Source organism: Citrobacter sp. Igbk 16, from assembly GCF_028069755.1.
In the GTDB taxonomy this organism is placed as follows: Bacteria; Pseudomonadota; Gammaproteobacteria; order Enterobacterales; family Enterobacteriaceae; genus Citrobacter.
The window spans coordinates 1-13,745 of sequence record NZ_JANEWJ010000019.1 but is presented as its reverse complement, the minus strand read 5'-3'; the positions used below and the strand labels follow the sequence as shown (position 1 = coordinate 13,745).

The 13,745-nt window shown below is 52.7% G+C and carries 5 protein-coding genes; 3 read left to right on the top strand and 2 right to left on the bottom strand.

The window, feature by feature from the left end:
* The first annotated feature begins 6 nt into the window (after window positions 1-6).
* From NNO03_RS13770 to NNO03_RS13760, 3 genes are read left to right on the top strand one after another with little or no spacing between them, the layout of a single operon-like run.
* The gene (locus tag NNO03_RS13770) at window positions 7-855 is read left to right on the top strand and encodes a transporter substrate-binding domain-containing protein (RefSeq protein WP_271449774.1); all 849 of its coding nucleotides are present in this window, start codon (window positions 7-9) and stop codon (window positions 853-855) included.
* A gap of 32 nt (window positions 856-887) precedes the next feature.
* Window positions 888-1,550, top strand: a complete 663-nt coding sequence (lapG, locus tag NNO03_RS13765) for a cysteine protease LapG (RefSeq protein WP_271449810.1) — start codon at window positions 888-890, stop codon at window positions 1,548-1,550.
* Window positions 1,551-1,559: 9 nt separating this feature from the next.
* A complete protein-coding gene (locus NNO03_RS13760; protein WP_271449773.1) occupies window positions 1,560-3,506 on the top strand; it encodes an EAL domain-containing protein in 1,947 nt (648 codons plus the stop codon).
* Window positions 3,507-3,566: 60 nt separating this feature from the next.
* Here NNO03_RS13760 and NNO03_RS13755 read toward each other — a convergent pair whose 3' ends face one another.
* On the bottom strand, window positions 3,567-3,848 hold the full coding sequence (locus NNO03_RS13755) for a hypothetical protein (RefSeq protein WP_271442603.1): 282 nt from the start codon (window positions 3,846-3,848) through the stop codon (window positions 3,567-3,569).
* Window positions 3,849-3,908: 60 nt separating this feature from the next.
* On the bottom strand, window positions 3,909-13,676 hold the full coding sequence (locus NNO03_RS13750) for a retention module-containing protein (RefSeq protein WP_271449772.1): 9,768 nt from the start codon (window positions 13,674-13,676) through the stop codon (window positions 3,909-3,911).
* Window positions 13,677-13,745: the final 69 nt, after the last annotated feature.

The following is a 13,745-nucleotide window of genomic DNA, read 5'->3' as shown; positions in this document are numbered from 1 at the left end:
CGCGCGATGCATTGGCTGATCTTGCTGGTTGGCGTCGCGACATCCCCTGCACTGATAGCGCAGCAAAACGCCGCTACGCTTGACCATATCCAGTACAGCAGCGTGTTAAACATCGGCTATCGTCAACTACCGCCTTTCTCTTTCACCGATAAAAGTGGCAAAGTCACGGGTTACACCGTAGCGCTGTGCAACATCATTGCCGATAAACTACGCCTGTATCTGAAGCTCAACAGCTTAACCGTTCACTATATTCCCGTGAACTTTGCGGATCGTTTCTCCGCATTAAACACCCGCAAAATAGATATGGATTGTGGCGTTAATGCTAACGCGCCGGAGCGGACCTCCAGCGTTTCATTTTCTATTGACTATTACATCGCCAAAATGCGCATTATCTCGTTGCGCAAAAACAATATTGACGCACTTGAGGATTTAAAAGGACGGACAGTGAGCCTGACTGGAAGCTCAAAAGATCTCCTGGAGTTTAATAAAGTCAACAGAGAGAAGCATCTCAATATCTCAACGATTACCACCACCACCATCAACGGTGCGTTCGAGAAAATGGCACATAATGAATCCGCCGCATTATTCCTCGATGATGTTCTGTCCTGGCCGCTGATCAACCACGATGAACAACCCGAACAATTTAGCGTGTCGTCTGAGACCATCGGCAGTGATATGCACTATGCCATTATGATGCGCAAGAACGATCCGCAGTTTGTGGCCTTTGTTAACAGTACGCTGAAAAATATTTTTGCCTCACCGCTTGATGCACAGCTGCGTAAAAAATGGCTGATGCCTGATTCCTGCAAAAATATAAATCATCAACCCGCCGTCCATTGCCAGCATAGCAATTGAACATTTTCCGTTCGTGTACGCTTCAGCGAGTCATTCGCTTCTGGCAGATATCAGGCGCACTGCTGCTGGTACTCACCGTCAACTCACTGCGTGCGGCCTGGGACTTTGCCACTATTCAGCAGAAATCCGATGCGCTGTATGGTCCTGCCCGCGCAGACGCACAACAGCGAATCAATGCCTGGCAGCAGTTGCTGATCACACTACGAAATGCAGACGAACAAACACAATTACGCGCCGTAAACCTGTTTTTCAACACGCAATTACATTACGCCGAAGATAGCGAGGTCTGGCACAGCGTGGACTACTGGGCAACGCCGGTAGAGTCTTTGCGCAAAGGTGAGGCCGATTGTGAAGATTACGCAATCGCCAAATATTTTACGCTCCGGCAGTTGGGTGTCCCCGAAGAGAAGCTGCGCATCACCTACGTTAAAGCCCTGAGCTATAACCGGGCGCACATGGTATTGACCTGGTATGCCGCGCCGGACGCAGTCCCGCTGGTACTCGACAGCCTGACGAACACCCTTTCACCGGCCACGCAGCGTACCGATTTATTACCCGTGTACTCCTTTAACAACAGTGGTCTCTGGCTCCCGGGCACACAGAACAATAAACGCGTTGGCGACAGCAAGAGACTTTCTCGCTGGCAGCAAGTTTTCACAAAAATGCGGGAAGAGGGCTTCCCGATGGATAAATAGGAATCGCCTGTGTCTCTTTTCAAACAGTTACTCCTGGCAATCTCTCTCTTTATGCTGGTGGTATTCAGCGGCAATTTTATTGTGACGCTGGAAAGCTCCCGCGATCAGTCCAACAATCAGCTCCTTTCGCATGCTCAGGATGCGGCAACAGCGTTAGGGGTTTCGCTGACCCCCAATGTCAACGATCCGGCGATGATTGAGCTAATGGTCAGCTCCATTTTCGATAGCGGTTACTACAAAAAAATCCGCATTGTCGATCTGAAGAACGGCAAAATCATCCTTGAGCGGAGTGCGGCAGCATCGATCCCCAATGTACCCGCCTGGTTTGTTGAGCTGGTAGATGTCACGGCGCAAACCGGCGAAGCGACGATCATGCGTGGCTGGCAGCAGGCGGCACGTGTTGAAGTCACCAGTGACCCTATCTTTGCTGTGCAACGCCTGTGGGACAATACGTTAGGTAATCTGTTATGGATGCTGTCCTGTAGCCTCATTTGCCTGGGGGCAGGTGTTTTGCTGCTGCGCAAACTGCTGCAACCGCTCAATTACCTGGCGAAACAGTCAGAAGCTATTACCCGCCGTGAGTTTCTGACCCTGTCAGAACTCCCCAAAACACCGGAGTTGCGTCGTGTTATCGGGGCGATGAATCTGATGGCAACCAAACTCAAGTCATTATTTGAAGAGCAGGCCATCTACAGTGAACGTTTGCACAACGAAGCCTATCTCGACAGCCAGACCGGAATCGCTAACCGCCGGGCATTCGATATGCAGCTTCAGGCACGCCTGAGCGATGCTGATACTGCGCCAGGATATCTGATGTTAATCCGCGTGCAGGACTTAGGTGGGCTAAACCAACGTTTTGGTGGGCCGCATACCGACAAGTTACTGCTCAATATCGCCAACCTGCTGACAGCACAGAAAGAAAAATATGCGTCTCTCAACAGTACCGTCGCCCGTATTCGCGGGGGCGAGTTTGCTCTGCTCTGCCCCGGCGTCACGCACGGCGAAATGCTGGAACTGAGCAATTCACTTAGCCAAAAGCTCATGGCCTTTTATGCCACAGGGATGTCAGACCAACAGCCCGTCGCCTATACCAGCATGGTGCCATTCAGCGCCGGAGATAATGCACAGACATTGCTGATTCAGGCCGATCGTCTGTTGGTGGAAGTGGAAACACACACTGAGCATCAGGTCGTGCCCACCACCGACGTGGCGACGGCGACCGAAGATCAGCACCTGTGGTTTGTGCGTCTTGAACACGCGCTGGAAAATCAGCAATTCCAGTTGGTTTATCAGCCCGTTGTGGACTGCCAGCACCCGCACAACATTCTGCATTACAAAGTGCTGTCACGCATTGTTGATGAACAGGGCAACACCATTAACGCTGGTCGATTCCTGCCGTGGATCCACCGTTTTGGCTGGAGCCATCGTCTGGACCGGGTGATGCTGAAACTGACGTTAAATCAGCTGAAAACTGCGCCAGGAAAACTCGCTCTGAGCATTTCCGGCAGTTCCGTCGCCAGTGCAAACACGGTGGCGGACCTGTTGAATCCATTGAAATATTCACCACGATTAGCCAGTCAACTGATTCTGGAACTGGATGAAAATCAGTTGCCAGGGCCAAACCAAATGGCGGCGTTTGTGAAAGCCGTGAGCCAGCATCGCTGCTCGCTGGGTCTGCAGCACTTTGGCAGCCGCTTCGATATGATCGGTCATCTGTCCCAGTGGGGGCTTGCCTGGCTGAAAATCGATAGTAGCTACATTCGTAATATTGATCAGGAAAGCGATAAGCGGTTGTTTATTGAAGTGTTATGCAACGCTACGCGCAGTATTGACCTGCCATTAATCGCTGAACGCGTTGAAACGCAGGGCGAGCTGACGGTATTGCAGGAATTAGGCATTGATGGCGCGATGGGGCAACTACTGGGTGAGCCCGCACCGTTGTCACAATTACACTAGCACTGTGTTTGCCGGATGGCGCTTCGCTTATCCGGCTTGCACGCTGACTGCCTACCTACGCTAAAAAATACGGTCATCGCTACCCAGCAGTTGTTCTAACCCACCAAGCTCCTGGCGCGCGTTCGCGCGATTCATCAGTTTTACCTGTGCCATTGGCGGAAGATCGGTAATGGCAATGACCCCTTTACGGATCAGCAGGTAAATCAGGTCGTCCAGTACGCGCACCATTTCAAGGTCGCTCTTTTGCAGCATCGCCAGGAACTGTTGATTATCAAGTTCCGCGCTTTTGCTCCCCCCTTCTTTTTCAGGATGAGCGTTTGCATCTGGTGGAACAGAATTCATGTTGTAACCTTACATATTGCGTGATGCACTGCCCTGTTGGCACAGGGCAGTGAGCATCCGTTAGTGAGTGTGATTTTGGTCAGGTTTAGCGATCAGGTGATCCAGCGAATACGTCGTGGAATGTAAATCACCGCCAGGGTGACCCGACAGCGCTGTATCAATCCCATGCGCGACCTTCGCCGGGCTGGCAATCAGATGATGATCGTCGCCGCTGTGAATGTATTTCGCGATGTCCACACCTTCGTGCAGTTCACGCGCCAAATCGCTGAGATCAACGTTATCGAGAGCGCTCTTCGCTTTGTCTGTAACACCCTGCGCCACATTCGTCCCATGTACCTTCGTAGAAGAGGCATAGGAGAGTGACAGCGCACTATCGTCAAACAAATCGTGCAAGGCATGCTGAACCGCCGCATGATGCCCCTTGTCCACCGCTTGACCTTTGATCGGCGTGGGATCGTCCATGATGACATTCAGCGTTTGCGCATAGTGTGCGGTATTGCCGTGGTTATCGTTCGCCTCAACCAGCACGTTCACACGGTTATGCCCGGCACGGAATGACGACGTATCCACCTCAAAGTCATAATGCAGTTCGTTATTCACCTGATGCAGCGTTGCATCATACAAATGACCGTTAACCAGCGCGTTGATGTGCTCGCCGTCATGCACATCGCCCGTTACGCTACCGGTGATGTGCGTGACGGTATCCTGTGCTTCAGCGCGTGAAATATGGTTATCGCCGGCGATTTTATCGACCACGATGCTGGCATCGGCGTGAGTATCGAGGATCAGATTTTTGTGATCGCTTACATCTCGCGTATTGCCCGCCGCATCACGTAACGTCGTCTTCACCTGAACGTCGTTGTTGCCTTCGTTCAGATACGCATTCGATATCGCCGCCTGGTAACCCAGTGTATGGGTCGCAGGATCGGCAACTATCGTAGCAATGGTGTCATGGCCATTAACGCTGATCGTGACCGTTCCACCCGCCTGCGCATCGCCCGTGACCGTCCCGCGAATCACGGTATCCGTTAGCGATTCTTTCTGGTTCACAACGTTGTCGCCCGCGATACCATCAGTGAGGGTAATCGTGCCGTCAGCATGCGTATCCAGCACCACGTTTTTCTGATCGTGCACCTCTAACGTGTTGCCTGCACCATCGTGTAACGTCGTTTTCACCTCAACCTTATTGTCGCCCTCATTCAGGTACGTTCCCGGAACCGCAACCTGATAAACCGTCGAGGAGCCCGGCACCAACGTAGCCTTCATATTGTTGCCGTTGATACTCACTTCAACGACATCGGTCGGGTGCGTATCGCCGGAAACCGTAAATTTAATCACCGTATCTGACTTCGATTCATTCAGGTTAACGACGTTGTCGCCTGCGATGTGGTCATTAATGGTAATAGCGCCGTTGGCCTGCTCATCAACAGAATAGGTATGCGTCGATGTTGCGGTGAACGGGTTTCCCGGCGCGTCATGCCCGGTAACCTTCACATCAATTGATGTGTTGGCGCGCAGAACGGCGGAATCCACGTCAATCTGATAACCCAAACCACCGTTGCTCAGCGTAATGACTTTGCCATTAACCGAAGTACTGCCGATGGTTAAGGTCACCGGATCGTCAAGCTGCGCATCGCCGCCGACATGGCCGGTGATGGTGACCTTCTGTCCCGATAATTCCTGGTGGTTGAGAACGTTATCCACTGTGACGCTATCAACGCTAACGGTGCCAGAAGCCGCGCGATCGACTGTGATCGTCTTATCAGTATCAATCTGCTGGCGGTTACCGGCATCATCATGGGCGACAACGTGGGCGGTAATATGCTGGTCGTGAACCAGATCAACCGTACTGGCTTCAACACGGAACACCTTATGGCCGCCGCTGTCGGTCACTTTCGCCGTCAGATCTTTACCATTGACGGTGACGGTGACCAAATCACCAACCTCAACGTCGCCGGTCACAGAACCGGTGATGGTGGTAGTCGGCTTCCCGGCTTCAACGTTATTCAACACGTCATCATTGGATACGGTATCCAGCACAATCGTCGCATCCACGTGATCGTCAATGACCACGGTTTTGTCATACGTCGCAGGCTGGCTATTACCTGCCGCATCATGACCCGTCACGCTGACGTGAATGGTAGGATCGGCCTGCAGATCCGCGGTGCTGACGATCGCTTTATACCCCAACTGCCCATTCATATGCGGCAGTTCAATGACCGTCGCCTCAACCGGATTGCCATTAACAGTGATATAAACCTTATCGTTTTTGTGTACGTCACCATTCACGGTGCCGCTGACTTCGACCGTACCGGCTTTTATCTCATCAGCATTGATCACATCATCGCCGCCCACGGTATTAACCGTTACCGCAGCCGTCGCGGTGGTATCAACAGAAAACGCTTTGGTGATATTGGCATCCTGGACGTTGCCGTGATTATCGTGGCCAGTCACCGTAGCCTCGATAGTATGATCAGCCACCAGGTCTGATGTATTGACATCAACGGTGTAGTGCTTACTCGCATCAATTGTCGCGGTATAAGTTTGACCGTTAACCTTCAGGGTCACGCTTTCCCCCTGGTGGACATCACCCGAAACAAAACCGCTCACCGCAATCGTAGGCAGCCCTGTTTCCTGTGCGTTCAGGACGTTGTCGGCGGTAATATCATCGACCGTGACGCCCGCATCGGCTTTGAGATCGACGTCAACGTGCTTTGACGTCGAGCCGGTGCCGGGATTCCCGGCAGCATCGGTGGCGCTTACCGAGGCGGTAATATCCGAGGTATTACGCAGATCGTTGATGCTGACTTCCTTCGACCAAACCCATTGGCCGTGATCGGCATGCACCTCGGCGGTTAAGGTATTACCATTCACCAGCAGCGAGACTACGCTGCCGTCATGAATGCCTTCACCGCTGACCGTACCGCTGATCGTTGTTTTACCGCTTTGCGCTTCTTTGCCGTTGATAACGTCATCGCCGGCAACCTTGTCTATGGTGATATGGACCGGGTTATCGGTATCGACCTGAATAGTTTTCGGTACGCTCGAGGTGTCGCTGCCCGCAGCGTTATTGACGGTAATGGATACCTCAAACGTCGGATGCGCCTTAAGCTCGGACGAAGGAACATCAACCCGCCAGGCCATTTCCCCCGGCAGCCCCGGAATCTCAAACACTTTGCCAGTGTGAGACTGATTATTGATGATAACGGTCACGTCATCGCCAACGTGGGCATCGCCGGTCACCCGGCCACGAATCGGCGTGGTCGGTTTTTGCGCTTCAGCGCCGTTGAGAACGTCATCGCCCGTTACCGGATCGACCGTGAGATGGACATGCGGCTTCTGCGGCTGTGTGGTTCCCGTACCCGTTGTCGGCGGGGTGACCACTGGCGGCGTCGTGAACCCGTAAGGCGTATTACCGATCACGGGTGTATTGTGCAACCACGGTAGATCGATAAATTTATGCTCTGTTGCTGTCGCCGTGTTGCCATGACTATCATGGGTGGTGATAGAAACCAGAATATCGCCATAGTCTTCGAATTTATCGGAGCCAATATCCGTCTGATAGCCGAGTTGACCATCGGGAAGTGTAATGACTTGAGTGGTCAGGACAAATCCGTGACCTACCGTAAGCGTCACCGTATCGCCTACAACCGCATCGGGAGCAACATGTCCGGTTACAGAGATAAAGTCCGGTCTGCTGCCTGGATGTAGGTTATTCGCAATAGGGTTACCTGGTGGTCGACCACTGGAGGCGGAATCAATAGTTATCCCGGCATCAGCAACGGTATCAATCACCACCGGCATATCATCATGCCCGTGCGCAACGTTGCCTGCCGCATCTTTTGCTGTCACCTCGGCATGGATATTCGGGTCCATCAACAGATCGAGCGTTGAAACCTCGGTGCTAAATACATGCTTACCGTGGTCATCATGAACCTGCGCATAGTAGGTCTGATGGTTAATGGTCAGTTCAACCATATCGCCCACCTTCACATCACCGCCCACGCTACCGGTCACGGTGGTCAGCGGGTTATGCGCCTCTTTGTAGTTGATAACCGCATCATTATCATCCGTCACCAGCGGGTCGATATGGACGATAGCCTCGGCGCGATCGTCAATTGTCACCGTGCTTGTCGCATCCGCCTTGGCGGTATTGCCGTAAGGATCGGTGGTGGTAATGGTTGCCGTGATATGCGGATTGTTTTGCAGCCACTGGGTATCAACCTCAACGCTATAGCCCAGCGTCCCCAGCTTCGGCAGTTCAACAACCGTCGCATCGACCGTATGGCCGTCAATCAGCAGATGAACGATATTCCCCTTTTGTGCATCGCCGCCCACCGTACCACTGATGGTCGTTTTAGGCGCCTGCAATTCAGTGCCGTTCAGAACGTCATCACCCGTCACGCGATCGATGGTGATCGCGGCAAGGGCCTGATTGTCCAGATTAACGTCACGATGCTCCACAATATGGGCATGGTTCTGCGCCGCATCAGTGATATCCATCGACACGGTGATATGCGGGCTAGCCACCAGGTCGGACGTCGATACGACTATCTTGTAACCCAACTGGTTGCCGCTAATCACGTCAACAAAACCAGGATACGAATGGCCGTTGATCGTCATCACCAGCGGATCGCCTGGGTGAACCTCGCCGGTCACGGTGCCGGTGACAACGGTGGTGGTCTGATGCTGTTCAACATCATTCAGCGTGTTGTCTGGCGTAACGGGGTCAATCGTAATCGTCGCGTCCACGCGGGTATCAATCACTACCGTGGTCTGCGCATTGGCCGTTGCCGGGTTGCCTGCAACATCGGTGGTGCTGACGGTAGCCGTTAAATGCGGGTCGGACAGCAAATCGGCGGTACTGACTTTAATGCTATACCCGAGATGCCCGCCCTGATCGGTCACTTTCCCGGTCAGGGTATGACCATTTACGGTAAGGTAAACGGTATCATTGACGTGTACATCGCCGCCGACTTTTCCGGTCACAAAGGTGAATGGCTGGCGGGACTCATCGCCGTTAACCATATTGTCGCCGGTGACAGGATCAATAGTCAGTAGCGCTCTCGCATGCAAATCTACCGTCATATCTTTCGTGTCTTCGGCTTTCTGCAGGTTGCCAACGCTATCTACCCCAACCACCTGCGCAACGATATGTGGATCGGCAACCAGATCGCCCGTCAACACATCCAGCTTATAACCCAGCGCATTATTGTGCTCAGGGAGTTTCTGTACCGTTGCGTCGTAGTGGTGACCATTGACGGTAACGGTCACTTTATCGCCAATATGCACATCACCAGAAACGGTACCCATCACTTCGGTGGTATGTTTTGTGGACTCGGCGCCGTTAATCATATTGTCGCCCGCCACGGTATCAATGGTAATTCCAGCCAGGGCGTGATTATCAATCTGCACTTTATGCGTCGTAGACACGACAACTTCGTTACCCACCGCATCATGCGACGTTACGCTAGCCTTGAAGGTGACATCGTTGTCCTGGTTGCCCTGGTTGTTGCTAAAATCTGAAGAAAGGACCGGGATTTGATACCCCAACTGACCGTTACCCAGAACGAGAACCTTACCGGTATACGTGTGACCGTTAATCTCAACACTCACATCATCGTTAACCTGGGCATCTTTACCGACAACGCCGCTAACCAACTGCCAGGTCTTATCTAACTCTAAATGGTTGAGTATGTTGTCGTCAGTCACCTTATCAATCGTAATCGTCGCCTCAGCGTGCAGATCAATATGCACCATATGGTCATGCGTTACCGTTGATGGGTTGCCGTGTTCGTCAACAGTTGAGATGGAGACATGGACCTTTTGGTCACTGCCGTCTTTCAGGTTGTCGGTGCTGACTTCAATGTTGTAGCCCAGCGAGCCGTCAGGCAGCTTACTGACCTGGCCGTGGTAGGTCTTGCCATTAAAGGTTAAGGTGACGTCATTACCTTCCCGCGCATCGCCGCCGACCGACCCCGTGATAGTCGTCTTATGCAGAATAGACTCTGCCTTACTGATAATGTCATCACCTGCAACGGTATCGATGCCGATAGAGGCGCTGGCGTTCAGATCCAGCCCAACGGTACGTTCTGCGATGGCGGTGGTTTCGTTACCATGATTATCTGTGGTGTGAATACTCGCGTGAATCATCGGATCGTTGACCAGGTTCTGGGTGTCAACCGGGATATAGTAGCCCAGACCACCGTTCGCCAGCTTCACCACCGCACCGGAGTACGGATGACCATCAATCACCAGCTCCACGGTATCGTGCTCTTTCGCATCGCCGCTCACTGTGCCGCTGATGGTGGTCTTACCGTTATTGTCCGTCGACTCCTTGATGTTGATGACGTTATCAGCCGTCACGCCGTCAATGGTGATATGCGACTGCGTGTACATATCGCTACTGATGGTTTTCATCTCTGAATGCGTGACGCTGTTCCCCTCTGCATCGGTGGAGGTAACAGACACGGTAATTTCCGGATGGCTCATCAACATATGGGTATTCATCGGGAAGCGGTACCCCAGCCCACCGCCCGCCAGCGTGATAACGGCACCTTGCATCACCGTAACACCATCCAGCTTCAGGATCACCGTATCACCCACTTTCGCATCAACACCAGTCACGGTGCCGGTGATTGGCGTAATGCCACCGTTGGCGGAAAACTCTTTGATATTAATAACGTCATCGCCCGCGACGGTATCGATATGCACCTGGTTTACCGCAAAGTTGTCGATATGCACGTTATGGTCGCAGGTGGCAATCGCCAGGTTGCCCGCCGCATCGTAGGAGGTAACCGTCGCCCTGATGTTGACATGTTTATCCTGGTCACCCTGGTTGTCACTGAATGCCGACGAGTCGACCGGGATTCGGTAACCCAGATGGTTATTACCTAGTGAAATGACCTTACCGGTAAACTTGTAGCCATTAATTTCGAGGGTGACTTCATCGTCAACTTTCGCATCACCACCAACGCTACCGCTGATGATTTGCTTAGCCATATTCAGTTCAGCATGGTTCAGGGTGTTATCGGCAGTCACCTTATCAATCGTAATGCTCGCCTCAGCGTGCAGATCGATATGCACCATATGCTCGGACGTTGCTGCTGCTGTATTGCCGTGTTCGTCAACGGTTGAGATGGAGACATGGATCTTCTGGTCGCTGCCATCCGTCAGTGTGTCTGTGTCGACCTCAATGCGGTAGCCCAGCGAGTGGTTAGCGAGTTCAATAACCTTGCTGGTATAGGTTTTACCGTTGAAGGTTAAGGTGACGGTATCATCTTTCTGCGCATCGCCGCCGACGGGCCCTGTGATGGTTGCCTTATGCAGCTCGGACTCGGCTTTACTGATAATGTCATCACCGGCGACGGTATCAACGCCGATAGAGGCGCTGGCGTTAAGATCCAGCCCAACGACATGTTTCGTCACCGCCGTCATTTCGTTGCCATGCTCGTCCGTGGTGTGAATGCTCGCATGGATAAGCGGGTTGGCTAACAGATCCTTAGTCTCTACGGGGATATGGTAGACCAGATTGCCGTTTGCCAGCTTTTCCACTTCACCCGAATAGTGTTGACCATTAATCACCAGCTCAACAGTATCGTGCTCTTTCGCATCGCCGCTTACCGTGCCACTGATGGTGGTCTTGCCGTTATTGTCCGTCGATTCCTTGATGTTGATGAAGTTATCAGCGGTCACACCATCAATGGTGATATGCGACTGCGTATACAGGTCGGCGCTGATGGTTTTGGTTTCAGAATGCGTGACGCTGTTCCCCACTGGGTCCGTAGAGGTAACAGAAACCCTAAATTCTGGATGAGTTACCAGCTTATGGCTGTTTACCGGAATGCTATAGCCCAGCCCACCGCCCGCCAGCGCGATAACCGAACTGTGAATCACCGCGCCCCCCTTCAGCTCCAGGGTAACCACATCACCCACTTTCGCATCCACGCCGGTCACGGTACCGGTAATTTGCGTGATCCCGCCGTTGGCTAAAAATTCCTTGATATTAATAAGGTCATCACCCGCGACGGTATCAATATGCACCGCGTTTTCCGCGAAGTTATCGAGATGTACGCTGTGGGTTTCGGTGGCAATTGCCAGGTTACCTGCCGCATCGTGGGAAGTGACGCTGACGTGTACCGTCACCTCTTTCAGCACCTGACCGACGTTGTCAGAAAAAGTAGCAGAGTCGACTTCAATGCGGTAGCCGAGGGTATTTTTCCCGATATCAATCACCTGACCGTGATACTGGTGGCCGTTGATCTCCACCAGCACCGGGTCGCCCGCTTTCGCGTCTTCCCCGCGCACTTCCCCGATAATCACCTGCTTATTCGCCGACAGCTCAGTGAAGTTCAGGGTGTTATCGGCGGTGACATTGTCAATCGTCAGGGTGTTGTGTGCCTGGGTATCCAGCACCACAGTTTTGTGCGTAATGGCAATCGCTTCGTTACCGACAGCGTCATGGCTGACCAGCGTCACCTGCGCATCATTTGCACCTTCTTTCAGCGTTGAGGAAGGCACCACAATTTCATAACGCAGCTGACCATGGTCGTCGAACACCGTGCCATGGAATGTTTTACCCTGAAGCGTCAAGGTGACCGGATCGCCCACTTTGGCATCACCGCTGGCTACGCCAGAAATGATGGTCGGCATGCGAGATTCGTTAGCGTTGACGACATCATCATTTGCCACCGTCCCGATGGTCACCGCATTCTGTGCATACAAATCGTTATCGACATAGTGATCGGTCGAAACGGTGGTGCTGTTGCCGGCATCATCGGTAGAGGTGAGGGAGGCATGAATCGTCGGGTCATTCAGCAGCCCTTGGGTCAGGACCGGGATGTTGTAAGTCAAAATGCCCGTTCCCGGATCGTCGACCGTGCCGGTATACGTTATACCGTCGACAACCAGCGTCACGACATCACCCGGCTTTGCATCTCCCCCGACAGACCCGTGAATCACGGTTTGCGACAGAAGAGACTCCTGGTGGTTAATCAGGTTATCTGGGGTCACGCTATCGACCGTAATATCGATACGTGGACCGGTAATATCAATCAACGCATTGTCGAAAGTTTGTGCGGTCCGCCCCGAGACATCGGTCGCTATTGCCACCACGGTTACATTTCCCGGTACCAGTCCGCCAAGATCGGTATCGATATTCCAGTGACCGTTACTTACCGGGACATCTACAGTGAATGTGTTTTTTTGGCTATCGGTGAAGGTGAGCGTGACGTGATTTTGGTTACTGGTGCCGCTTAAATGGGTCCGGTGGAATTCAGTGTTATTAATGTAGCCATCGTTACCCGCAAACTCGGTAATTTGCACTTCGGGTGGGAACACACTGGCTGTACCTGTGTCCATTCCCCCTACCGGCTGATTGATATCCCAGGTCGGGCTCCCCAGCCCTTGCGTGTCAAAACCGGCTGTTGGATCAACAACTTGTCCGGTTAAGGCCAACTGGACCAGCGTGTGACCACCCCCACCGCCCTCCAACTGCACCGGCTCTTCATTACCCGCTGCGGTCGCATCCAGTATCTGCGTCGGGTCAGCCCCATCAGCAATCGCTTTTTGTACGGCGGCAATATCCTGAGCATCACGTTCCGGAGTAGAGTTGGCCTGTAGCCCATGATCGCCCCAGTGGCTGTTGCGACCAACATCCAGCGTTTTTCCGTCCGGTAAAGAGAGACTTACCGCACCGTTGGCACCGGTCACAATTTCTTCACCGCTATATACTCTGTCGCCTTCATGAACACGTCGCTGTGCGCCACTTGCGTCAACAACATAAACCTGTCCAATTATTGCTTTGATCACACCGAGTAATTTGCTCACCGTAACCTCACTTAAATACCATCATTATTTTTATAAACTCGTTAATAAATTAACGAACAAATATCACAT